Annotated in this window: 20 protein-coding genes; 8 read left to right on the top strand and 12 right to left on the bottom strand. The window is 56.6% G+C overall.

The window, feature by feature from the left end; all coding sequences use genetic code 11:
• The first annotated feature begins 18 nt into the window (after positions 1-18).
• Positions 19-177, top strand: a complete 159-nt coding sequence (locus PHQ58_RS23665) for a hypothetical protein (protein WP_367187334.1) — start codon at positions 19-21, stop codon at positions 175-177.
• Between the two features lie 55 nt (positions 178-232).
• Here the strand turns inward: PHQ58_RS23665 and PHQ58_RS16605 are convergent, their stop codons facing one another.
• The gene (locus PHQ58_RS16605) at positions 233-1,501 is read right to left on the bottom strand and encodes a diguanylate cyclase (protein WP_300112910.1); all 1,269 of its coding nucleotides are present in this window, start codon (positions 1,499-1,501) and stop codon (positions 233-235) included.
• A 159-nt stretch (positions 1,502-1,660) separates the two neighbouring features.
• A complete protein-coding gene (locus PHQ58_RS16600; protein ID WP_300112907.1) occupies positions 1,661-2,521 on the bottom strand; it encodes an HDOD domain-containing protein in 861 nt (286 codons plus the stop codon).
• Between the two features lie 195 nt (positions 2,522-2,716).
• Here PHQ58_RS16600 and PHQ58_RS16595 point away from each other — a divergent pair, with 195 nt between their 5' ends.
• Positions 2,717-4,987 (top strand): DUF3141 domain-containing protein, encoded by a 2,271-nt coding sequence (locus PHQ58_RS16595; RefSeq protein WP_300112905.1) that lies wholly within the window; start codon positions 2,717-2,719, stop codon positions 4,985-4,987.
• A gap of 18 nt (positions 4,988-5,005) precedes the next feature.
• Here the strand turns inward: PHQ58_RS16595 and msrA are convergent, their stop codons facing one another.
• Positions 5,006-5,548 carry a peptide-methionine (S)-S-oxide reductase MsrA gene (msrA, locus tag PHQ58_RS16590; protein WP_300112901.1) on the bottom strand — a complete coding sequence of 181 codons (543 nt, stop codon included), beginning with the start codon at positions 5,546-5,548 and terminating at the stop codon, positions 5,006-5,008.
• Positions 5,549-5,792: 244 nt separating this feature from the next.
• On the opposite strand from msrA, the gene PHQ58_RS16585 reads away from it, so the two are divergent.
• The 6 genes from PHQ58_RS16585 to PHQ58_RS16560 all read left to right on the top strand — a co-directional run bounded on the left by PHQ58_RS16585 (position 5,793) and on the right by PHQ58_RS16560 (position 13,272).
• Positions 5,793-6,494, top strand: a complete 702-nt coding sequence (locus tag PHQ58_RS16585) for a TetR/AcrR family transcriptional regulator (protein ID WP_300112898.1) — start codon at positions 5,793-5,795, stop codon at positions 6,492-6,494.
• A gap of 8 nt (positions 6,495-6,502) precedes the next feature.
• Positions 6,503-7,633, top strand: a complete 1,131-nt coding sequence (locus tag PHQ58_RS16580) for an efflux RND transporter periplasmic adaptor subunit (RefSeq protein ID WP_300112895.1) — start codon at positions 6,503-6,505, stop codon at positions 7,631-7,633.
• Positions 7,634-10,840: an efflux RND transporter permease subunit gene (locus PHQ58_RS16575; protein ID WP_300112893.1), complete on the top strand. Its 3,207-nt coding sequence runs from the start codon at positions 7,634-7,636 to the stop codon at positions 10,838-10,840.
• A 42-nt stretch (positions 10,841-10,882) separates the two neighbouring features.
• Positions 10,883-11,545 (top strand): protein-L-isoaspartate O-methyltransferase, encoded by a 663-nt coding sequence (locus tag PHQ58_RS16570; RefSeq protein WP_300112891.1) that lies wholly within the window; start codon positions 10,883-10,885, stop codon positions 11,543-11,545.
• A gap of 2 nt (positions 11,546-11,547) precedes the next feature.
• Positions 11,548-11,889, top strand: coding sequence for a rhodanese-like domain-containing protein (locus PHQ58_RS16565; RefSeq protein WP_300112887.1), 342 nt, complete (start codon positions 11,548-11,550; stop codon positions 11,887-11,889).
• A gap of 63 nt (positions 11,890-11,952) precedes the next feature.
• The gene (locus PHQ58_RS16560; protein WP_300113060.1) at positions 11,953-13,272 is read left to right on the top strand and encodes a TolC family outer membrane protein; all 1,320 of its coding nucleotides are present in this window, start codon (positions 11,953-11,955) and stop codon (positions 13,270-13,272) included.
• Between the two features lie 60 nt (positions 13,273-13,332).
• On the opposite strand, the gene PHQ58_RS16555 is transcribed toward PHQ58_RS16560, so the two are convergent.
• From PHQ58_RS16555 to waaC, 9 genes are all read right to left on the bottom strand, one after another.
• Positions 13,333-15,510: an MtrB/PioB family decaheme-associated outer membrane protein gene (locus tag PHQ58_RS16555; RefSeq protein ID WP_300112884.1), complete on the bottom strand. Its 2,178-nt coding sequence runs from the start codon at positions 15,508-15,510 to the stop codon at positions 13,333-13,335.
• Positions 15,511-15,526: 16 nt separating this feature from the next.
• Positions 15,527-16,501 carry a DmsE family decaheme c-type cytochrome gene (locus tag PHQ58_RS16550; RefSeq protein WP_300112882.1) on the bottom strand — a complete coding sequence of 325 codons (975 nt, stop codon included), beginning with the start codon at positions 16,499-16,501 and terminating at the stop codon, positions 15,527-15,529.
• A 116-nt stretch (positions 16,502-16,617) separates the two neighbouring features.
• Positions 16,618-19,146: an OmcA/MtrC family decaheme c-type cytochrome gene (locus tag PHQ58_RS16545; protein ID WP_300112879.1), complete on the bottom strand. Its 2,529-nt coding sequence runs from the start codon at positions 19,144-19,146 to the stop codon at positions 16,618-16,620.
• 539 nt (positions 19,147-19,685) lie between these two features.
• Positions 19,686-20,030, bottom strand: a complete 345-nt coding sequence (locus tag PHQ58_RS16540) for a c-type cytochrome (RefSeq protein WP_300112876.1) — start codon at positions 20,028-20,030, stop codon at positions 19,686-19,688.
• Positions 20,031-20,171: 141 nt separating this feature from the next.
• Entirely contained in the window at positions 20,172-20,804 is a 633-nt protein-coding gene (locus PHQ58_RS16535) for a cytochrome b/b6 domain-containing protein (RefSeq protein ID WP_300112874.1), read from the bottom strand.
• Positions 20,805-20,816: 12 nt separating this feature from the next.
• Entirely contained in the window at positions 20,817-22,118 is a 1,302-nt protein-coding gene (locus PHQ58_RS16530; protein WP_300112872.1) for a cytochrome c3 family protein, read from the bottom strand.
• Between the two features lie 149 nt (positions 22,119-22,267).
• A complete protein-coding gene (locus PHQ58_RS16525; RefSeq protein ID WP_300112870.1) occupies positions 22,268-22,444 on the bottom strand; it encodes a hypothetical protein in 177 nt (58 codons plus the stop codon).
• 41 nt (positions 22,445-22,485) lie between these two features.
• Positions 22,486-23,877 (bottom strand): 3-deoxy-D-manno-octulosonic acid transferase, encoded by a 1,392-nt coding sequence (locus PHQ58_RS16520; protein ID WP_300112868.1) that lies wholly within the window; start codon positions 23,875-23,877, stop codon positions 22,486-22,488.
• A 9-nt stretch (positions 23,878-23,886) separates the two neighbouring features.
• A complete protein-coding gene (gene waaC, locus PHQ58_RS16515) occupies positions 23,887-24,897 on the bottom strand; it encodes a lipopolysaccharide heptosyltransferase I (RefSeq protein ID WP_300112865.1) in 1,011 nt (336 codons plus the stop codon).
• Positions 24,898-25,023: the final 126 nt, after the last annotated feature.

The raw sequence follows: 25,023 nt of genomic DNA, 5'->3' as shown, positions 1-25,023 counted from the left end.
TTCAACTGGAGGATTCCGATGGAACTGACCCCCATCTACAAACCCGTCATTGGCCTAGATGCTCGTCAGCCTGGTTGTCCCGGGCACTTGAAACAACTCGCCCCGGATGGTTTCGTGGTGGACGGCCACGAGCTCACCTTGTACGGTCAATTTCGGGATTGCGCTGAGCCAACCTGAGCGCCGCTTCTCGACCCTCTGCAAAAGTTGCCTCTGGCAAGCCCTTCAGCAAACCTCAGCTTGCCATTTCAACCCGATTGCGACCATTGGCCTTGGCCGCATAAAGCGCCGCATCGGCAGCAATAAAAAGACTTGATGCATCAACACCATGCGCGGGCATGCCGGCGATGCCGAAACAGCACGTCACACGATCAATTAAGGCGATGCCACTCCAGTCGATCAGCTCAACTCGTCGACGCAGTTTTTCAGCTAACGCCAGCAAATCAGCCAACGGCGTGTCGGTGCAAAGTATCAAAAATTCTTCACCTCCCCATCTGAAAAAATAATCGGTGTTGCGGATTTCTCCTTCAATCACCCGGCACAGGTGTTGCAACACACGGTCACCCACCGCGTGACCCAAGGTGTCATTGATCTGCTTGAAATGGTCCAGATCAAAAAAGCACAATCCCAGCGGGACCTGCAAACGACGGCAAAGCTGAATTTGTCGCTCCAGCACCGTGTCGCACTCGCGCCGGTTCAGGAGTCCGGTGAGCGCGTCGTGAGAAGCGATCTTCAGCAAGGCGAGCTCTCTGGCCTTTTCATCGGTGATGTTGTTAACCATGCCCACCACACGGCTCGGTCTGCCTTGAGCGTCATGCTCACAGACACGGCCACGGTCATGCACCCACAGGTAGTGACCATTGCGGTTACGCAAGCGGTACTGCGCGTCGTAGCGCTCACGCAAGCCAGCAATATGGGCTTGCAGCACACTGTGCACGCGCTGGTTGTCGTCGGGGTGGATGTTGTCGGTCCAGGTTGCCAGCGTCGGCTTCATTTCATGTGGACCATAGCCCATCATGCGCGCCAACTGGGGACTGAAAAAGACTTCGTCGGTACGCAGGTTCCAATCCCAAATCCCGTCAGAACCTTCGGTCAGCGCAAAGCGTAATTGCGCGTCACGGTTGCTCAGGTCTTGCTCCAGGGCCAGACGCTGGTTGATATTGCGGGCAATCGACAAAAAATAGGCTTTGCCGTCATGAACAAAGTGGCTGGTGTTGATTTCCACAGGCATTTCTGCCCCGCTGGCGTGGCGATGCTGGCCAATGAATACAAACCCATCGCTGGCCCAAATGGCCTGTGCAATGCTCGCCCATTGGTCAATGCCCACCACATCTTTTTGCAACGTCAGCACAGAATGGTTCAAAACCTCTTCACGCGGCATGCCGACCTGTTTCAATGCAGCTTCATTGCAATCAAGAATAAACGATGTCTCTGGGTCAATCAAAAAAACCGCATCTGGAAGCGAGGCAAAAATGGCAGCGCAAATTTGGACTGAAGAGGACATTTTTTCTGCTTTTCAAGATCGGGGAACACGTATTTTGCTCCCTGGTTTTTCGTCCAAACACAACAGCCATAAGCGTCACCATGTCCGGTAGCCTAATAATCAATTCTGATAGCTACTTGCGCTTATTTAACAAGGGCTAGAGGCTTAAAACACTTATAACTACTCAAACATTGCTTCAAGCCCTTCGGTCAACTCTGGCAACGGCGGCATCAGGGTGGAATCGTCTTGTGGCAGTTGGTTGGCCAGCGCGCCGGTCCAGCCCGAATCCAGATGCAGACGTCTGGCTACCTCCACCGGGTAACTCGCGGCCTGAGCCTCACGACTCAAACCCAACACCTCGGCGCGGGCACGCCAGGCACCCATGTGCACCCAGGCAGCGGCTTCTGAAAACTCAGGCTCAGCCAGCGGATTGGCCACTTGGCACAGTGCATCAATCAGCGGCTGCGGAAAGTTCCAGATGCGGGCTAACTCGGCTGACACCTGCACATGGTGGAAGCCAAAGATTTGCACCTCAAGCGCGGTGCGCTCTGCGTCCAGCACGCTCATTTGTTTGTCAAGCGGTGCAACCGCCTGGGGCATCACGGCGTGCATTTGCAACTGGCCAATGCCGTGCATCAGGCCCAGCGTAAAAACCAGATCAGAGTTGAAATCAGCTCGGTGCGCCAGCCAGCGCGCCGAACACGCGGTGTACAGGTTGTAGCGCCAAAACTGTTTCAGGTCGATGCCCTGCACTTGTTTGAAAGCAGCCGCCACGCTGTTGCCCAGCACCAGGTTACGCACCATCACAAAGCCCAGCATTTGCAGGGCGGCATCCACCGTACCGATGCTGCGCGACACATGAAAATACGCTGAATTGGCCAAACGCAACAGCTTGGCGCTCAATGCCGGGTCGGCGGTGAGCTGGTTGGCAATCTCGGTGACCGACACGTCTTCAGAGCTGAAACTGGTGATCAATTGCTGGGCCACTTTGGGAATGGTGGGCAGCTTACCGGGTTGGTCGATCAGGGTTTTAAGGTCCATGAGAGGGGCGCTTGCGCTATTTTGGAAAAGGAAATTTCATTATGGCAGTGCGCTTTGCCAGCCAGCCCTGCTGTTGCACCGGAACTTGTCTTACATCAAGATTTGGTGAAATTGAAATCCAGCCACATGAACCAAGGCGGCGCTCTGGCCTATTATGGATAGCCTGTCCGACATACTTTGCTTCAGGTAAACACCATGACCGACCGCACCACCGAAACAGTCCCAACGGCGTCCACCCAGGACTACTTGACCGATGCCGCACAGCGCACCGTGTTGTTCATGGAAACCATGCTCAACCGGGGCAACAATTACCTGGAGCATCTGGACCAGGGCACACCACCGCTGTTGAAATTCGAGCACGAGGTGGTGCTGGACGGCGCCACGCTGGCTGAGCCTTGCAACTACGCCTTGTTGCGGCTGGTGCCGCCGCCCGAGTACGCCGTCAACCCACAGGCGCGCCCGGTGGTGGTGGTTGACCCACGCGCCGGGCATGGCCCCGGCATTGGCGGCTTCAAGCTGGACTCTGAAGTGGGCATGGCGATGCGCGCTGGCCACACGGTTTACTTTGTCACCTTCAGACCAGAGCCTGAAGACGGGCAAACCTTGATCACGGTGATGCATGCCGAGGCGCGCTTTCTTGAAGCAGTGATTGCCCGCCACCCGCAAAGCAAGGCCAAACCGGTGGTCATTGGCAACTGCCAGGCCGGCTGGGCCATGATGGCCCTGAATGCCACCCGCCCCGAATTGTTTGGCCCGCTGATGATCATGGGTGCACCCGTGTCCTACTGGGCCGGCAGCTCCAAACTCAACCCGATGCGCTATGCCGGGGCCTCACTTGGCGGCTCATGGATGGCCTCGCTGGCTGGTGACATGGGCGCCGACCGCTTTGACGGTGTGCATTTGGTGGAAAATTTTGAAAAACTGAACCCGGCCAACACCTGGTGGAACAAGTATTACAACTTGTGGAGCCAGGTTGACACCGAGGCCGAGCGCTTTCTGGAATTCGAGCGCTGGTGGGGTGGCTACTTCCGCATGACTGGCACAGAGATCGAGTCGATTGTCGAAAACCTGTTTGTCGGCAACAAGCTCGCGCGCGGCACCGTCATGGCAGACGGCCAGGCCATTGACCTGCGCCAGATCACCGCACCCATTGTGGTGTTTGCGTCCTGGGGCGACAACATCACGCCGCCACCGCAGGCTCTGAACTGGATCATTGACACTTGGGGCGACGAGCGCGCCATTGCGGCTGCCGGGCGCACCATCATTTACGTGCTGCATGAAAGCGTGGGGCACCTGGGTATTTTTGTCGGCGGTGATGTGGCGCGCAAAGAGCATGACCAGTTGGTGACGTCGCTGGACGTGATTGAAAGCCTGCCGCCGGGCCTGTATGAAATGAAGCTGACCGCAAAGGCCGGCCTGGACGAGCAACGCTGGGACCAACTGGAGCCCGGCGACTACACCGTGCATTACGAATACCGCACCATGGCCGACATCGTGGCATTGAACCCGGAAGGGCGCGACGAAGAGGCCATGTTTTCGACCATTAGCAAGGTGTCTGAAGCCAATGCCCAGTTCTACAAAAACTGGGTCAGGCCGTGGGTCAAACTCATGGCCACGCGCCCGGTGAGTGACGCCATGGGCAAACTCAACAGCATGCGGCTGCAACGCCAGCTGTTTTCTGACAACTTCCCGCTGGCGGGCCTGATCCGGCAACAGGCCGAACAGGCGCGCCAGCACCGTGTGGCGGTGGCTGATGAGCACCCGCTCAAACTGTTGGAAAAGAAAATCTCGGGCCAGATCAACGAGACCCTGAACAAATACCGTGACCAACGTGATGCCGACACGGTGAAATCAACCCGGCAAATGTTTGGTCCTCAGGGTCTCGGGGCATTCATCAAACCAGACGTGCCGGATGCTGACATTGCCCATGCGCGGGCCTTGCTTGAGCTGGCCAGCTTTCGTGAGGTGGCCCTTGCACACATCACCGAAGGTGGTTTTCCCGAGGCGGTGTGCCGCATTGTGCTGGCCGGCATGGTGTCGATTGGTGCGTTTGAGCGGCGCAGTTTGCGCCTGGCGCGCTTGCTGGCGCAATTGCCCGCCAACGTGCGCAGCGGCACCGAGCAGGTCAACTGGATTGCGCTGCTCAAGGCGCAGGCCTGCATCACGGCCGTGGCCCCCATCGAAGCACTCAACGCGCTGGAGCAACTGCTGCCCACACCGGCCAGCCGGGAAAACGCGCTGGCGGTGTCCGCCGCCGTGATGATGATCGAACCCACGCTGACCAACCCGCGCTCGGAAATCATCGAGTTTTTAATGAACACACTGGGCGCAGACCCGGAGCGGGTGATTGGCTTGGCGCGTGAGCTTACGGAAGCACTGGACACGCCCAAAGAAGGCATTCAACCGACACAGCCGATTGCAGCCGCTACAAAAGCCAAACCGGCTGCCAAAAAGCGCAAGGTTTGATTTATTCCTGAAAGGTGATCAATCGCGCACCAAAAGCGCAAAGGTCTTGCGGAACTTGGCCACCTTGGGCGCGGCCACCGCCATGCAATAACCTTGATCCGGGTTGTTCTCAAAGAAATCTTGATGGTAAGCCTCTGCTGGCCAATAGTTGGTTTGCGCCTGCACTTCGGTAACCACGGGGCGTGGATACACGCCGCTTTGATTTAGCTCTTCAAGCATCGCCAACGCCACCTGCTGCTGCTCTGGCGTGCTGAAGTAAATGCCGCTGCGGTACTGGGTGCCATGGTCATTGCCTTGCGCGTCGAGCGTGGTCGGGTCATGGATCACAAAGAAAATTTCCAGAAGCTCGCGCGTGCTGATTTGTGCCGGGTCATACACCAGCTTGACCACCTCGGCGTGGCCGGTGCGGCCACTGCACACCTCCTCATAAGTAGGCTCAAGCGCCTGACCGTTGCAGTAGCCAGACTCGACATCCACCACGCCCTTGACACGCACAAACACCGCCTCGGTGCACCAGAAGCAGCCGCCTCCGAGGGTGAGGGTTTGCAGGTTTGGGTTCATGTCTTGATTCCTTGAAAAATGTACGAAATAGCCTGTCACGCAAGTAGTGCTTGCATGCTAGCCATAAAGCTGTAAACCTGATGCCCAGAGGTCTTTACCCGGAACATGCAAGGCCATTGCACAGGCACTGCCGCTCCATGACGACCGAGTGGCGGTTGAGCGCCGGATCGGCAGCTGCATGGCACTTTGGATTGACAATGCGGGGCTCGAAAGCTATATTAATAACCACCCAGTCATTAACTTCATGCCACGTTCTACCCCCATCGCCCCCCCTTTGCCCAGCGCGCCAACACGTCACGCGCGTCGCAAAGAGGCACGCCCTGGCGAGTTGCTGGCGGCGGCACTGGATTTGTTTGTTGAAAAAGGTTTTGCAGCTACGCGTGTCGACGAGGTGGCGCAACGCGCTGGCGTGTCAAAAGGCACGCTGTTTTTGTATTTCGCCAGCAAGGAAGAACTCTTCAAAGCCGTGGTTCGCGAAAACATATCGGGCCGTTTTGCCGAATGGAATGCCGAGTTTGACCAATTTGAGGGCTCAACCCCGGACATGCTGCGTTACTGTTTGTTCAGCTGGTGGGAGCGCCTTGGCTCCACCAAGGCCAGCGGCATCCCCAAACTGATGATGAGCGAGGCGCGAAACTTCCCCGAACTGGCCAGCTTCTACCAAGCCGAGGTGATGCAGCCCGGCAACAGCCTGATTGAGCGCATCTTGCAGCGCGGCGTGGCGCGTGGCGAATTTCGCGCCATGGACATCACTTACGGTGCGTATCTGGTGCTGGCACCCATGCTGTTTCTGGCCATGTGGCAGCATTCACTGGGCACTTGTTGCAGCACTCAGGCGCAACTTGACCCACAAAAATACCTGAACGCCCAACTTGACATGCTGCTGCAAGGCTTCACGGCGCCGGCGCGTCAACCCTCTGCCCCCACGGAGCACGTACCCACATGAGACCCTGGATGAAATGGGCTGCCATAGGCTTGGTGCTTACCCTGTTGGCAGCAGGCACTGTGCGTACCCTGTCCGCCCGCAAAGCCCGTCAAAGCGCGCTTGAGGCGCAACAAGCCGCCCAAAAAATACAAGTCAGCATTGATTTGGCCGTTGCCGATCTGGTCCAGGTCAAGGCACTTGAGCTGACGCAAAACGTGGCCATCTCAGGCCCCATCAGAGCGGTCAACACCGCCTGGGTCAAAGCCCGGGTGCCCGGCGAGTTACGTGATTTGACGGTGCGTGAGGGCGACAGCGTGCGCGCCGGGCAGGTGCTGGCCCGCATTGACCCGACCGAGTCAGACGCCCGGGTGCGTCAAGCGCGCCAGCAAGCGGCTGCTGCCAAGGCCCAGGTCGATATTGCCCAACGCAGTTTTGACAACAACCGCGCTTTGGTGACGCAGGGTTTTATCTCCAGCACGGCGCTTGAATCATCACAAGCCAATCTGGCAAGTGCCCAGGCCAACTATGCCGCCGCACAATCAGGTGCCGACCTGGCCGCCAAGGCGCTGGATGACACCGTGCTGCGCGCACCCATCACAGGCCAGATTTCCCAGCGTCTGGCACAAACCGGTGAGCGGGTGGCGGTTGAGGCGCGTGTTGTGGAAATTGTCGACAACCGCCAACTCGAACTGGAAGCCAGCCTGAACGCCGCCGACTCGCTGCAAGTCAAAGTAGGGCAAAGCGCCCAATTGCAACTTGACGGCACGGCGCAGGCCCTTCAAGCCAAGGTGGTGCGAATCAACCCCAGCGCGGTGGTGGGCAGTCGCGCCGTGCTGGTCTATCTGGCGCTCGCACCCAGTACCAATCTGCGCCACGGCTTGTTCGCTCAGGGCGAACTGAACATCGGCAACGTCAAGGCCCTGGCGCTGCCCTTGAGCGCCGTGCGCACTGACAAACCCCAGCCGTACGTCCAATTGATCAGCCAGAAACAGGTGCAGCATGTGAACGTGACACTGGGCGCACGCGGCGAACTGGCCGGTGTGGCCATGGTGGCCGTGACGGGCGTGCCTGAAGGCAGCGTGGTCATTGACGGCGCTGTGGGCAGCCTGCGCGCGGGCACATTGGTAACAACTGCAGCGCCTGCACCAGGAACCAAGTAGATGTGGTTTACCCGCGTCAGCCTGAACAACCCGGTGTTTGCCACCATGGTCATGCTGGCCCTGGTGGTGTTGGGGCTGTTTTCAATGCAGCGACTGCAGGTCGACCAGTTTCCCAATGTCGACTTTCCGGTGGTGGTGATCAGCACCGACTACCCCGGTGCCTCGCCCGAGATCATTGAGAGTGAAGTCACCAAGAAAATCGAAGAAGGTGTGAATTCAATCGCCGGCATCAACGCCTTGACCTCGCGCTCGTATGAAGGCCAGTCGGTGGTGATCATCGAATTTGGTCTGCACATTGATGGGCGTAAAGCCGCCGACGACGTACGTGAAAAAGTGGCCGCGATCCGCCCCACCCTGCGCACTGAGGTCAAAGAGCCGCGCGTGATGCGTTTTGACCCATCGAGCCGCGCCATCTGGTCGGTGGCTGTGCTGCCCGATGCCAGCGCGGGTCAGGCGCTGAACGCGGTGGAGCTTACCAACTGGGCCGAGCAAACGCTGAAAAAGCGCTTGGAAAACGTGCGCGGTGTCGGCTCAGTGGCGTTGGTTGGCGGCAACAAGCGCGAGATCAATATTTACCTGAACCCGCAGGCGCTAGCGGCGTTTGGCATCACACCGGAGCAAGTGGCCGGCGCCGTGCGCAACGAAAATCAGGACTACCCGGTGGGCAGCATCCGCTCAATACGCCAAGACCGGGTGATCCAGATTGCCGCCCGTGTGCAGCGCCCGGAGGACTTTGGCCGCATCATCATCACCCGCAAAAATGGTGCGCCCGTGAGGGTTGACCAGGTGGCCCAGATCAGTGACGGGGCGCAAGAAATTGAGAGCCTGGCGCTTTACAACGGCCAGCGCACGCTGCTTTTAAACATTCAAAAGTCGCAAGATGAAAACACCATCGCCGTGGTGGATGGGCTCAACAAAACACTGGTCGAGTTGCAGAAACAGCTCCCGCCGGGTGTCAAGCTGGCGCAAATCACCGATGGCTCACGGCAAATCCGCGTGTCGGTGGCCAATGTGCGACAAACCTTGTTTGAAGGCGCTCTGCTCACTGTGCTTATTGTGTTTTTGTTCTTGAACTCGTGGCGCTCAACGGTGATTACCGGCCTGACGTTGCCGATTGCCCTGATTGGCACTTTCTTCTTCATGAACCTGTTGGGTTTCACCATCAACATGATCACCATGATGGCGCTGAGTTTGTGCGTGGGACTGCTGATTGACGATGCGATCGTGGTGCGTGAAAACATTGTGCGCCACGTGCAAATGGGCAAAGGCACGTTTGATGCGGCGATGGACGGCACGCGTGAAATTGGCCTGGCGGTGTTTGCAACCACGCTGTCAATCGTGGCGGTGTTTTTGCCTATTGGCTTCATGGGCGGCATCATCGGCAAGTTTTTCCACGAATTCGGCCTGACGATTGTGGCGGCGGTGTTGATCTCGATGTTTGTCAGCTTCACGCTCGACCCCATGCTCTCAAGCATCTGGCACGACCCCAGCATTGAAGCCCATGGCAAGCATCATGCACCCCGAAACTGGTACGACAAAACCATTGGCCGCGTCACCGCCCTGTTTGACTTCGGCACCGACGCGCTGGTCGATGTGTACCAAAACATCCTGCGCTGGGCGCTTGAGCACAAGCTCAGCACCGTGGTGCTGGCGCTGGTCGTCTTTGTCAGCAGCATTTTCATGGTGCCGCTTTTGGGCACCGAGTTTGTGCCCAAGTCGGATTTTTCTGAAACCAACCTCACCTTCAACACGCCGGTTGGCTCCTCGCTGGAAGTCACTGAGGCACGTGCCCGGCAAGTGGAAGGTATTCTGCGGTCCTTCCCTGAAGTCAACTACACCCTGACCACCATCAACACCGGCAACGCGCAGGGCAAGATGTACGCCAGCATTTACATCCGACTGGTGGATCGCAAGCAACGCACGCGGGGGGTGGACGACATGTCCACCGTGCTGCGCCAGCGCCTGCGCGAGGTGCCAGGCATCACCGTGACCCACGTCGGGTTGCTGGACCCGGTGGGAGGACAAAAGCAGATTTCTTTCTCGATCCAGGGCGCGGACATGGGTGAACTGTCGCGCTTGAACACGCTGGCGCTGGAAAAAATTCGCGCTGTGCCTGGTTTGGTGGATGTGGACTCCAGCCTGAAACCTGACAAGCCCACGCTGGACGTGCAAGTCAAGCGCGACATCGCCTCCGATCTGGGCTTGAGTGTGGCGCAAATTGGCACTGCCTTGCGCATCCTGGTCGCGGGCCAAACCGTAGGCAACTGGCGTGCGCCAGATGACCAGACCTACGACGTGAACGTGCGCCTGTCACCCCAATCGCGCAACCAGCCCGAAGACTTGAACGCCCTGCCCTTCACGGTGGTTCAGCAGGCCGACGGCAGCGCCCGTGTAGTTCGGCTCGACCAGGTGGCCACCGTGCTTGAGTCCACCGGCAGCAACCAGATCAACAGACGTGACCTGACACGCGAAGTGGCCATCACCGGCAATGTGTCGGGTCGCTCTGCCGGTGAGGTGTCTGCCGACATCAGGACCGCCATGGACAGCATTGCCATGCCGCCAGGTTACAGCTACAAATTCAGTGGTTCGGTGAAAGACATGGCTGAAGCTTTTGGCTACGCACTCTCGGCTCTGGCGATGGCGGTGATCTTCATCTACATGGTGTTGGCCAGCCAGTTCAAGAGCTTTCTGCAACCCCTGGCACTGATGACTGCGCTGCCGTTGACCCTGATTGGGGTGGTGCTGGCGCTGATGCTGTTCAACTCGACGCTGTCAATGTTCTCTGTGATTGGCGTTGTGATGTTGATGGGCCTGGTGACCAAAAACGCCATTTTGCTGGTCGACTTTGCCATTCGCGCCCGCGAGCCCTCTATGGGTGCTGCTGGCCAGCCAATTGCGGGTATGGGTCGCCACGATGCCCTGCTGATGGCGGCCCGCGTGCGGCTGCGCCCGATCCTGATGACCACCCTGGCAATGATTTTCGGCATGGTGCCGCTGGCCTTTGCGCTGTCTGAAGGGTCCGAGATGCGCGCCCCCATGGGCCAAGCCGTGATTGGCGGCGTCATCACCTCGTCATTGCTGACACTGGTGGTGGTGCCCGTGGTCTACTGCTACTTGGATGATTTGGCGCAATGGCTGGCCAAATTTTGGCGTAAACCCGCTGTATCTCCGGCGTCCAGCAAGGCTATTGACGAGCCTGCCCGCTAAAATCAAAAAAGATTGCATTAACATACCCCCCGGAGTACTCATATGAATTTGTCAAACATTGAACAAGCCCGCTTTTACATGATCGAGCAACAGATTCGTCCGTGGGATGTGTCTGATGCTGCGGTGCTGGACCTGCTGGCCACCGTGAAACGCGAAGAATTTATGCCGCTGGCACAAAAATCTCTGGCTTTCGCCGACATGGCCGTAGCCCTGCCAGGTGGCCAAAGCATGTTGCCCCCACGGGTGCAAGCACGGCTGATGCAAGATGCCGCCGTCAGCCCCACCGACAAAGTGCTGGAGATCGGCACTGGTTCCGGCTACATGACGGCACTTCTGGCGCACCAGGCCCAACGTGTCATCTCGCTGGAGATCAACCCCGAGATTGCCGACATGGCCCGTGCCAACCTGCAACGCGAGGGCATCCACAACGCCGAAGTACGTCAAGCTGATGGCAGTAAGGGCGCCCCGGCTGACGCACCGTTTGACGTGATTGTGCTCGGCGGCTCAGTCTTTGAGGTGCCGCAGGCACTGCTGTCGCAACTCAAAGTGGGCGGCCGCCTGGTAGCCATCGTGGGCGAAGAGCCCATCATGCACGCCCAGACCATCACCCGCACTAGCGAAACCAATTTCACAGCTACCGACAAGTGGGACGACAACGCCCCACGTTTGGTCAACTTTCCCCAACCCAACGCCTTCAAGTTTTAAACATGGTTAAACACGTTCGCCCCATTCAACTCAAAGACTGGTTAGAGGCCGTTCGTGGCCATGGCAACCCTGTGGTGCTCGACGTGCGCGAACCCCATGAGTTGCGCACCGCCAGCATCAAGGCCGATGGGTTTGAGCTCATTACCATCCCGATGGGCGTGATTCCGCCTCGCCTGAATGAGCTTGACCCCAATCAGCCCGTGGCCTGCTTGTGCCATCACGGTGGTCGCAGCATGCAAGTGGCTAATTTTCTGAAGGCACGTGGCTTCAAACATGTGGCGAATGTGGCAGGTGGTATCAACGCCTGGTCTTCTGAAGTTGACCCGAGCGTGCCACGCTACTAATTCAGCGCACGACAATCGCGCCCCCTGCCCACCTCCTTTTTGGCAAATTACCTCAGGCACATCATGATGAACTTGCGTCAACTTCCCCTTGCTCTGGCCCTCACTGCCGCCTTTACGCTGCCCGCGCAGGCCCAAAGTCTGGTGGAGTTGTATGACGCTGCTCGCAGCTTCGATGCCAGTTACCAGTCGGCCAAATCCTTGTATGACGCCAATGTTTACAAGGCCGAGCAGGCGAAAGCCGGCTTGTTACCCAATGTCGGATTGGCTATGGGCGTGAACCGCACCAACATCACCAGTGATGTGGCAACGTTTGAGCGTACCTACGGCAACCAAGGCGCCACCCTTAGCGCAAGTCAGCCGCTGTACCGTCCTGCCAACTGGGCGACTGCCGAGCAAGGTAAAAAATCGGTCGATCTTGCACAAGCGCAATTGCGGATAGCTGACCAAGACCTGATCCTCCGTGTGAGCCAAGCCTATTTTGACGTATTGGCCGCAGAGGACAATCTGAACTTTGTCAAAGCCCAAAAATCTGCCGTGTCTGAGCAACTGGCATCCGCCAAACGCACGTTTGAAGTCGGCACCTCAACCATCACAGACACGCGTGAGGCCCAGGCCCGCTTTGACCTGACAGTGGCGCAGGAAATTGCGGTTGAAAACGACTTACGCGTGAAGAAAATTGCCCTAGATCAGCTCACTGGCAAAAACATGGCGACTCCCAGGCCATTGCTGGTACCGCTGGTGATAGCGCCCATCACGCCAGACGATGTGAACCTCTGGGTCACGCAATCCGAAGAATTAAACCCGGCTGTGCGTCAAGCCAAACTGGGGTTGGAAGTGGCCAAACTCGAAACCCAAAAAGCCCAGGCCGGCCACAAGCCCACGCTGGATTTGGTTGGCAGCTATAACGTCACCCAAAACAATGGATCGACAAGTTCCGCACTGGACTACCGCGCGAATGCGGCTTCGGTCGGGTTGAGTTTTAACCTGCCTCTGTTTGCTGGCTTCGCTACGCAGAATCGTATCAAGGAAACGCTGGCCCTGGAAGACAAGGCCCGCAGCGACCTGGATGCCGCAAGCCGCAGCGTCGCGCAAGCCACGCGCACCGCATTTTTTGGTGTGGATTCGCTTTTAAGTCAAGTCAAGGCGCTGGAAGCCGCTGAGGCCTCAAGCCAAAGTGCGCTAGATGCCACCAAACTCGGCTATCAGGTGGGTGTACGCATCAACATTGATGTGCTGAACGCCCAAACCGCGCTGTTCGACACCAAGGCCAAACTGGCCAAAGCGCGCTACGACTTATTGCTGGCCCGCTTGAAGCTGCGTCAAGCCAGTGGTTCATTGGCTGCCGACGACTTGGCAACGATCAACGCCGTTCTAGCCAAATAAGCTGCCTTTGCACTGCGAGCGGCTGGCCCATCGCAGTGCCAAACACGAAAAATCAGTTTTTCATGGCAGTTGGTAAACGTAAGTAATACCAATGAAATTCACGCTTTGATCTGTTTTTTGACCCAGAGTTGTGCCATCGGAATAGGTGTAGGGCACCCCGTTGTAACCCCAGGCCCAGTCGTTGTAAGTTGATTTTTGATGAACAAAATCAACACGTACGGCGGACTTCTTGTCGAGCGCGTATTTGCCGAACAATTTCAAGGCAGTTTGCCTGAACATGATGTCCGGCAGCCCACCACTGGCCGCCAGCGACGCAATGGTGTACGCATCCGCTGAGGTATTGAGGGTTTGGGCATATTTACTGACATCGTCCACATAAGACAAACCGCCACCCAATTCGAGTTGACCGGTTGGCTTGGCGGCAAAACCCACCCCAAAGCTGGTGTTGCGGTTATCAAACGCCGTGACATAACCCGCTTGGCGCGACTGGTTGAAGCTTTGCGTCCCCGTGGACGCATAGCCATTCAGTTGCAACCTGAAGGAAACCGCGTATGACCAATCCACAGAAAATTGATTCAAACCGGCATCGCGCAAGCCATAGACACTTGGCGAACTGTACTTATCGGTGCCATCTTCCGCGCTGAACTGAACTGACCAGTCTTTTGTGGGCATCCAATCCGCATAGATTTTGACCTTGTCGCGCTGACGATCTGCCAGAGTCGGCATGAAGATGCCATTGACAATCGCCGGGTCAGCAAAGTCTGACACTGGCGACACGCCCAAACCACTGTTGTCTTTGAGCCAGGCAGAACCACTTCGTCGACTGCTTGAGACACTGACGGCACCACTCAAAGTGTCCGACATGCGGCGACGCAGTTCGGCCCGCAGGCCGGTTTCGTCAGTGTTTTCGCGCAGTGCTGTGATGCCTGCAGCGGCGCTTGTAGCTGTGAATGCAGCGCGGTCAATCAACTCGTAGTCAGCGCCCAAAGTACCCCGGTAGTCGCTGTTGAACTGCCAACTTGCCTGCAATTTAGCGTTGGTCTTTCGGCTGGAAAGGTTTTGATTCGTATAAGGCGTGACCCCTGCGATGTTGTAAGCAGCAATGGGGGTGTCGTCTTCCTTGTTGAAATACCGAACGTCTGCCGACAGCGCCAGTTTTGGGATGGGGCGGGACGTGACGCCAAATTGTACAAGCGCGGTGTTCGCGCGCCCACCCAAACTCGTCAAGCCCGTGCGACTCACCCCAGCAAATTGGTCATCCTGTGTGGCCGTGGCGTAGGCAAGCTTGAATGTGCCGCGCGTCTTATCTGTAAAGGCATAGTTGCCGGTCAGGTCCAGTTGATGTGCCTGACTGTCTGGCGGCAAAGACACCGCCTGGTTCAGATACCCAAGCAAACCAGGGCTTGCCGGAAAAAGAGAGCCCACCGGGTTGTACAAATTGCCCGCCACATTGGGGTACATGGCCGAGTTGGCGTTGCGATAGAACGAACCGTAATACCCCACGCTCAAACGCAGCTTTTCCAGCGCATAACTCAGCCGCGCATCGATCTGACTGTGGTTTGAGTCAATCGGTTCAGGCAACATCAGGGTGGCCCAACCCACACTGATGCCGGTGGTGCCCAGGCAAGCAGGGTCGTAAGCTGTGGGGCAGTTCATGCCGATGCCAAAAAGCCGTGAGCCTGTCTTGTTTTCGCTTTTCAGGTTGACCGACCACTGCATCCGTGGGTTGATGATTTTGGTGTAGCCCACGCCCATTTGGCTACGCTTGGTCTGCAAATCAAAAATGGCACCGGTCCCTGCGCCGCCCGTCAATGCCGCAACCGTCGGCATCGCAGAGCCCGGGTTGATCAGGCCGGTATTCACTTCATGAAGGTCATTGTGAACCAGGCCGCTGTAGTCTGCGGTGAACTTCCAGTCACCCGCCTTCTTCCAGACCAGGTTCAATTCACGCGTGTCTCCTAGTAGGTCAGAGCCGTGCAGTTCCACCCAGGTGGCAGTGTCTTCCTTGCGCAGGCTGTAATCTATGCCCAGCATACCGGCCACACTGCGGTCTTTTGGCAGGCCGCTGTATTGGTCAAACAAGGCGCGGTCACTGCGCGAACCGTCGACCACTCCGACACCGGCCGAAATGGTGGTCTCGACAAAGTCGGACTGCGCCTGTGCCGGCAAAAATGCTGCACAGACCGCCAAGGCGAGTGCAGACCGTTGAAATTGGATCAATGAAATTGGCTTGGTCATGATGTGTCTCCGTGCTTCAGCGCATCAATGGGTTGGAGATGGACGGGCTGTTGGAACCATGAACCTGCGTGTGGCAGTTCATGCAACTGCGTCCTTGCCACATGTTGATCACATTTTTTCCGTTTGTCATGTTGGTGATCTGGGGAATCGCCTGGCCGGCAGCGGCCGGTCCAAACACACCACTTTGTCCGCCCAACGCGCCCACGGCACCTGAGACGTGAGGTGTGTGGCATTGCTGGCAGAGCACAGGGGGCCGCGCTGTGAGCATACCGGCGACCACACTGCCATGCGAGTTATGGCAGCTGGCGCAATTCTCGGCCACTGGTGCATGCTGCTGCACAAACGGACCGCGCTTTTCAGCATGGCAGGTGTAGCAGGTGTCGTTGATGCTGTCACGCTTCATCAGCTTGGGGCCAGCAGAGCCATGCGTGTTGTGGCAATCAGAACACGCCATCTTGCCTTCAGGGATAGGGTGATGCGATGGTTTGGCCAATTGACTGCGCGTCTCGGCATGGCAGCTGTAGCACACCTCGGTTTGACCGGCTTTGGTCATCACTTTGTCCTTGTTGACGTGTGTTTTATGACAACTATCACAAGCAACATTGGCTGCCTCGTGTTGGCTACCAGACCAAAGCGCACGCTTGTGGTCTTTGTCATGGCAGCTCTGGCAAGCCTGGCTGCGGGTATGCGCATCATTGGTACTGAGCTTGCCAAAGACTTTGCCAAAGGACACATCAACTTTGGGCAACGGGCTAGAACCCGTCTTGTCGTATGCGTGCTTCGTGCTGGGTCCATGGCAACTGATGCAGTCAGGCGCGCGCTTGTCGGCGACAAAGCCGTGTGCTGACCGACTCATGTCTGTCAGGTCTTCGGAGTCATGGCAGGTGACGCAAAACGCCGCACCTGTCGGTTCAGGCTCCGCTGCCCCCGCCACACCCAGTGCGCCGAAAAGGCAAACACTGACAAAAACCAAGGCATCTTTAATACGCATCCCAATTCCCCTGCAGGTCCGATTTTGAAAATTTCCACTACGACACTTTGCCATTGGTCATGAAAAAACGGGAGGGCCCGTGAAAACCCTCCCGCTTGCTCTAACCGTTGCAGCGACTATTGCTGGCCGTGGACGATGTCAACGCCTTTGAAACCACCGCTGGCGTGGCAGTCGTTGCATGTCTCGCGAGGTGCGGCGGCAGAACCCGTCAGACCTGCGACTGCACCTTGCTTCAGATTGCCGAACGATGAACCGCCGAATGCTGTCACGTGGCCAATGGCGGCGCTGGAGTCGTGGCAAGCCGTGCAGCTGGCAGCTTTTGGTGAAATCACCAGCCAGTTACTCGGATTTGTATCGGCAGTTACCGTCAAAGCACCCGCGGCAGACACAGTCGCAGGCCCCTTAAGGACGACAGCACCCAAGGTTCCCTGATCATTCTTGTACGAGTTGTTCACGTGACAAGCGTTGCAGTTCAGGCCAACACCTGGATAAGCAACCTCGGCAGCGTAGTTCTCCAAGCCCGCAACAATTCCCAAGGGTGCGTTTGTCTTGCACAAATCGATGGCCGCCACGGTGGTGCCGGTTGGGTTACAGAATGCGGCCACCACCTTGTTGCCATGTGTAAACGGACTGACGCGCTTCGAGTTGCCGTGAATGCCGTGAATCATGCGGTTGAACTGGTACGACTCATTCATTGCCAACCCATTGGTCATGACCGTCGATGAGGCACGATTTGCATCGTGACACAAAGAACAAGCTTCAACCGTGTTGCGAGCGCCAGAGTGGAAAGCCTCTGCAAGCGTATTGGAACCTGATGTAGACCCGAGCGAACCATGGCACGCATTGCACTTGTCGTTAGACACCACTTGACGGCGCGGATTCATGACGCCTGTCAAGACCACATCCTTGTGGGTGTTTTGCACAACCACATTCACCAGTGCAGCAGGTACGACTGCTGGGCGTGGATCAATCGATTTAAGAATCAACTGTGGCTCTTTGACTTGTCCAATGCTCAGTACACGTGCAGTTCCGGTGGCGACTGACGTGGCAGTGTCCGCAGGCAACGCGATGTCGACCGTGTAATGGTTGGTGCCATCGTTAGTGCCCTTGTAAGCATACTGGTTGGCTCCGCTGCCACCGTTGTTGTACGACGAGAAATCTGTCACGGCCGTTGTCTGCCCGACCATGGATTGGTAAGCCACGTAGAAACGCAGGTTACCAAACTTGGTCGTGGTGGCACACGTGGGGCCGGCTGTGCAATCAGTTGTCACCAAATTGTGTGCCGCATTACCATTGGTTGTGTCAGCCAGGAAATACTTGACAGTGACTTTGCGGGTTGCTGCGTCATAAGTCGCACTCTCGATGTTCATCTTGTACTTGGCAGAATTTTCTTCATTCTGGTTCCAATGCACGACTTCAGGAGAGATGTTGGACCCAGCCTTGTGGCAAGTCACGCATTGTGCATTGGTCAAGCTAGAGGCAGCTGCGCCAGCGCCCACCAATGTGCCCGCATAAACCTTGTGCGTGGTTTCCCATGCGCCGCCGGCTTTGGGTGTATGGCAGGTCAGGCAAGCCTTTGTACTGACGGCAGTTTTCCAGTTGTCACCCTGCGGTGTGGCTGGATTAGCGCCTGAATGGCACTTGGTGCAGTTACGCAGGTCTTGTGGGAAGCCGACTTCAGCGTAATCGTGCTTTGCGTTGCCGTAACCCCAAATGGTGTAGTCATCACCTGTGCTTGCCTTGATTCTGCGACCCGCGTGAATGCTGTGCGTCATGCTGGCCATGTCAAGGCTGTTACCGCTTTCAGGGTCCACCGTGCCAGGGTTGTGGCACATCACACAATATTGCGTGTCCACGCGACCGCCACCGTGCAGTGCCAATTTCTCATGGCAACTGTTGCAAGAGGCCACGTCAGCCATCTTGCGTGTCTTGCTGGCAGCAACTTGCACCGCCTTGCCATCCACAATGGTGAAGTCAAAGTATGGATTGACGAGAACGGTTGCGCCAGCAGCGTTCTTGTAACTCAGCTGGATCGCCACGCGATGCGTCAGCGACGGCTCATAAGTCACACCGCTGGTCTTGGTGATGTCCTTGATATCTGTCTTGAAGGCATAGGAATAGTAGCCGTCTGGGTTGTAGGTCAGCTGACCCACCAGATTGGCTGCAGCCACCTCTTCAAGTGACATTGATCCGTCGGTGGTGGCCTGCTTGGCCACTGCACGTGGAGAGGCTGCGCCACCAGGCCCAATGCCTGCCGCAGCGGTCTTACTCACGCTGATGTAGCTTTTCCATTCATCCGGATTGCCATTGGTGCCGGGCACCAGTTTGGCTAGGGCGAAGCGCACATTCGACAAAACCAGCCCGGTTTTGACGGCACCGTCAGAAAACACTGTGAAATTCACCACGGGTGGGCTATTGATGGTGACAGCCGGAACACCTGCCGCCTGCAACACTGTAAAGGCGGCCGTGGGATTTGTTGCCGTGTCATTCACCGCAGTTGCGGCAGCTGTTGTGATGGCTGCGTTGACCGATGTGCCAGTCGGCGGCTGTATCACCACAGCTGTACCACCACCGCCACCGCCGCAACCCACGATGACCAATGATGCCATCAGCGCCGTACCCCACCGAAATATTGAAGATTTCATTTTCACAATCCTTTTCAACTGTATATGCCTACGCATCGCACCATCCGTTGTCCAGAAACCCATTAACAAAAATTTACCTGGGCTTTACAACACGAGCCCCTTGAATGTTATACCCCTAAAAGTCAAATGGGATGCGACAGTCAATTTATTTGAAATTTTTTGAATTGATATATAAGCCGAAATTTATATCAACAACCGCTACACAAAAGAACTTTCGAACGCGGCTCTGCCCGAAAGGGCAATGAACCCAATCGAACCTCAGAATTGGACTCAGAAAGATCGGCTGACCCTTGGAACAACACAACAGCGGATTTGACTGCAGCAAGCCAAATGGACTGGTAAAACCTTCTACCAATCGTTTTACATCACCACTTGTCGACAACTGACTTCCATCAAGATTGGCCGCCCGGGCTGGCGAAATTGCATCCCAAAACGATAAGCCACACCAGCCCCCAGGAGGATGTCTTTACCGGGCTCTTGGAAATTCTCACATCCAAAGGTCGCATCGCCATGAAAAGTGGCGTGGATCTACTCAGTCATTAATGCGACAAATACCAATCCGCAATGTTTTTCAACTCTTTCGGGTCTTTGGTGTCGATGATCTTGTGTTTTTCTTCGGTGCCGTCGGTCAGTTTGACCATTTGACCTTCGGTCATGTTCTTGATGGCTTTTTCTTGCCCGTCAGGCTTGCCCTTGTACTTGGCGGCAATCTTCTTCATAGAAGGGCCTTTTTTGTCTTTGTCCGCAGCGTGACATTTGAGGCAATCGTTGCTTTTAGCGAGCGCTTTGGCTGCGTCCACGTCGATGGCTGCGTGAGCCGGAGCAACTGCACTCAGTGCAAACAAAACAGAAGCAGTCAGTGCTGACAATGAAAATTTAAACATTTGAAAATTCCTTTGAAAATTCGCTATTTGGAACGGTGACTGTGATTGGAGGACTTGCGCTAGATCAAGTCAAGGGCCATCGCGTGAAACTGCCCATCGTTTGATCTAAATCAATCAAAAATACCATCAGACGCAACACCCCTATGGTTTTGCCTTGTCGTGAACCTCTTCAAAACCAGTGATCATGGCCTTGATGTGCGCAAACCGCGAGTGACCTAACGTGATCAAGTACAGATGCATGAGCAAGAAACCAACAAACACGATGAACATCATCACATGCACGGTCGCCACCACGCGCACCCCACCGACCATGTTCACAAGGCTTGCAAACTGCTGAACATCCCATAACAACAAACCAGACACAAACAAAATGGGCATGCACAGCAGCATGATGATCTGGTACATCATGATTTGTAACGGGTTGAACTTATGGTAGATCGTGGGATGGTGAGGGTTCTCTTCTCCAAGAAAAATGCCATATCCATAAAATTTGAGTTGCCGCCATGAATCCTCAAAATACTTTTTGGCATTCATTTCTGGCAAGTAGACGGTGATCTTGTCGGTAAACAAGTAAAAACCCAACCACAGAAAATAATTGGCAATCAGTGCGAAGCCAATGTAGTTGTGTGCCACCACAGCCGTTCTGAATGAGAGCAACTCAAACATGTCCAGGTAGCGAATTTGCACGCCCGTGGCAATCAGCGCCAGAAAACCCAGCGCGTTGAGCCAATGCCAGATGCGCACAGGAAGCGGATGAATGTAGATTTTTTTCATGGCTGCTACTTGTTATTTAGTTGATGACGACGTCCGCTCAGCCAGCAGTTTGTCGCGCTTGGCCTTGAACAAGCGATGCGCGCTCAGGTGGGCAATCGGTACAACCAACACACCCAGAATCACCAGCACCAGCAAGTAGTCCAGCAACTTGATGCGGGTGCTGCCGATGGCATAAAACCCGCGCAGCGAGCCCAAAGAGGTGACTGACGTCAAGACCTCTTTCTCGACACCCTGGCGCAACGCGCGGCCATCTGGCCCCGCCATGGTGAGCACCACACTCTGAAAAGGCACAGCGCCGTTTTCGTGACAAACCTTACAGTCCTTGAGTGCCTTGTCTTTGGTGCTGAGTTGGTGAGCTTCCAGCCCGGAGCGCAGTTCCAGACGGCCACTCAGAATGGCTTTGTTCCCCGTACTCTCAAGATTGAAGGCCTTGAGAAAGCTGCGCATTTCGCTTTCATCAAAGCCCTGAGCCGTGCCATCGGCCGCTTTGCGCAGACGGTCAAATTGCGGCACACCTTTTTTCTCGACCAGCTGTTTGCCACCCACGCCGTCTACCATACGCAGGTTAACGCGCCGCTGGGCGTTGGGCGCGTGGCACACCTGGCACTCGATGGCCTGGAAATGCAGCTTGGAATTAGGCAACCAGACTTCATGTTTGACGGCAGCGTCCTTATGGCAGTTCAGGCAAGCGTCTCGAATACCGTCACCCAGCGTGGCGGCCTGAATCGCATGCGACTTATGACAGTCAGCACACAAGGGGGCGGACTTGCCCTTGGCAACGCGCTCAAGCCCATGCACATCACCAGAGTACGCTTTGAAAATATCTTTGTGGCAATTGGCGCACGGCACATTGGCAATGGGCTCTACCAGCTTGACCGAGCGCACCGTGTGGGAGTTGTGGCAATCAGAGCAGGTAGGCGCCTTGTCGCTGCCCTCCTTGACCAGAATGGCGTGCACACTGTCTTTGAAGTCAGCCACATTCTTTTTATGACAAGTGGTGCAGGCATCCTGAAATGAGAGCCTGTAGTCACGCTTGCTCTTCATGGGCACAGACACTTTGCCGTGGTCTTTGCCATCGGCATCCTCGTGGCAATCCGTGCAACTGGTCTCGTTGTGCATGGACGCCAGGAGTTCCGGGGTGGAAATTCTCAAAGAAAGTGATTCACCGGCTTCGGTGACCTTAGGTTTGATGTCTTCGCTGTCATGACACTTCTGACACGCCTTGTCTTCCGAACCAAGTTCAGGCGCAGCCTCAGCTGCATGTGCCGCAGACCCCATGAAAGCGAACGCCAGACAGATAAGGATTAAACCCATCAAGCTGTTCTTGACAGACGACAGCGTCCATTTGCTTGTTTTTAAGACATTCTTCATTGGCATGGCTTTCTGGTTGTCAAGCGGCAGAACTGCATCCGAGTCATTCACCGACGACGCACGCAACCCACAGTTCAGTGGAAACCGCGAAATTACTGACTTTTAGAGTTGGCTTTCAGCTCACGCATGGCAATCTGGAACACCTTGCCTGGAAGCAAGACTGCGTACACAAGACCAATAAAGGGTGACGCAAAGAACAGCGCAATATTTTTTAATTTGCTGTTTTTGTTTGGGTTTGACATGGCCACATCTTGCGGTAATTCACTCATGGCGATTGATCCTGATCAAAGTTTTGTGCCTGACGTGAATTCTAAACCCTACAACAGGTAGGCTTTTTATTCAGCATTTGTTTTATTGCGCCAGCCAGTTGCGCCGATGCACCCCCATGCGATCGGGCAAATGACTCTGCCACCTGCCGGGCCGCTGCCAATCGCTCGACATCTGTCACTAGCTCCGCGGCCTGCCGGATGGCATCCGAAAGGTGCGGCGCCCTCAGCGCGGCGCCAACTTGCTCAGCGTGTTGCGCCACTGCCGCAAAATTAAACGTGTGCGGGCCCATCACCACAGGGCAGCCACAGGCTGCGGCTTCAATCAGGTTTTGCCCACCCAGCGGCTCAAAACTGCCGCCTAACAAGGCCACGTCGGCCAAGCCGTAATACAGCGCCATCTCACCCAATGAGTCGCCCAGCCAGATGGTGGGCGGCGCACTCGCGGGTAAAGGAACCGTGGGACTCGCAGGCGCATCAGCGGCCGAGGCGACCGACCCCATTGGCCCGTCCGGTCCCCAACTGCTGCGCCGTTGCACGGCAAAGCCTTGCGATTCGATCAACGTGGCCACCGCGTCAAAGCGTTGTGGGTGCCGGGGCACGATCAGCCAGTGCGCCCCAGTTGCTACTTTTTTAATAGCCACTTGCGCTTTATCCATAAGGGCTAGAGGCTCAAAATGCTTAAGAATTTGCAACAAGGCCAGTTCTTCGCCCTCACGCGAACTGGCGAACATGACCACGGGCTGGGCCAGTTGCGCGCGCCAAGTCCTGCCCAGCGCCAGTTGATCGGCATCAGGCGCAGCATCAAACTTGAGGTTGCCCAACACACCATGCACCTTGGCACCCATGGACTGCAAACGCTCTGCGTCCAATGGCGTTTGCGCCCACACCGCCGTCAACGCCGCAAATGCCGGGCGCGCCAGCCAGGCCAGGCGCTTTGCTTGCCGTAAGGATTTGTCACTGAGTCGCGCATTGGCCAGCACCAGCGGGACGCCCATTTGCTGGCAACCAAACACCAGATTTGGCCAGACCTCCGTCTCCATCAGAATGCCCAGGTCGGGCTTGAAGTTCGTCAGAAAGCGCTGCACGGCACCCGGCGTGTCCCAAGGCTGCCAGGCTTGCAAATCGCCGTCGCCTAGAATTTTCAAGCCTTCAGCGCGCCCCGTGGCGGTGCCGTGGGTGAGCAACAAACGCATGTGAGGCAACTGTTGGCGAAGTGTTGCCACCAGCACCGCAGCCGCGCGGGTCTCGCCTAGCGACACGGCGTGAATCCAGACCATAGGGCCTTGGTGCGCAGGCACGGGCTTGGCGAAATGGCCAAAGCGCTCGTCCATGAACTGCCCGTAACCCGGCTCTTGCTGGCTGCGGCGCAACAGCTTGCGTTTAAGCAAGGGCTGCGCCAGCCACATGAGCGCCGAATAAAGCCCGCGGATCATGGCAAAAAATCAGGCGTGCAACACATCTTGCCAAGCTTGCCAGACTGCATCAACAGTCGGCGTCGGCTGGGCAAACACACTAATTTGGCGTGGTGCCGCATCTTGTGCCGCCAACGGCCCGGTGCGCCAAGCGGTGTCGAAGTTGTAAAGCTGCACATGCGGCAAGTCAAGCGCCACGGCAATGTGGCTCAGGCCGCTGTCGACACCAATCACACCAGCACAGGTGGCCAATGCATCGGTCAACGCGTCCAGCGACATGCCGGGCCAAATCTGGGCATGTTCCAGATCTTGCGCAATCTCTTTTGACATTTGCGCCTCGGCCGGGTTGCCATGCGGCAAGGCGACGCCAAAACCTTGCGCATTGAGCCGCTGGGCCAGATCACGCCAATGCGCCAGGGGCCACTGCTTGTCGGCCCGCGAGGTGCCATGCACCAGCGCCACCATGCCACGAAGGCCGCGCTTGAATGCTACATTTTTAATAGCTGTTTGCGCTTTATCCGTATGGGCTATAAGCCCAAAACTCATAAAAAATGGCAAGGTGTAATGCAGCGCCTGTGCGCATAACTCGCGCGAACGCGTCACGGCATGGCTGTGTGCTGGCAGGGTCACGGCCACATCGGCCACCCAACGCGCCGGGGCTTCAAAGCTGGAACCTTCGGTCTGGTTGGCCAAGCCGTAGCGCTTGCCTGTGACCGTTAACCGGGCCAGCCAGGAAATCAGGGCAGATTTGGTCAAGCCTTGCAAATCGATCACCGCGTCGTAGGTGTCTTGCTGAAGTTCTGCCTTGAAAAGGTGCCAGGCGCGGCGCGTTTCGGCGCTAAAAGGCGCTTTGCGCCAACCCCGCATGTCGCTCGCAATGACCCGGTGCACGCCATTGCAGCGCCGCGCCAGGGGCACAAAACCGCGCTCTACCACCCAGTCAATCTGCGCACCGGGCAACGCGCCCATGATGTCTTGCACGGCGGGCATGGCGTGCACTACGTCGCCAAGCGAGGATAGCTTGACGATCAATACCTTCAATGTGCCGCCTCGTCGGTGACAGCGCCGGGCAGCACCTGGTGCAGCAGCGCCATCATGGCGGTTTGGATGCGTGTCAACGCTTCAGGCGTGTGGCCTTCAAAGCGCAGCACCAGCACCGGCGTGGTG

This window comes from Rhodoferax sp., assembly GCF_028688795.1.
Lineage (GTDB): Bacteria > Pseudomonadota > Gammaproteobacteria > Burkholderiales > Burkholderiaceae_C > Rhodoferax.
The sequence above is the reverse complement of the archived record's forward strand: the minus strand, read 5'-3'. Positions and strand labels throughout refer to the sequence as shown.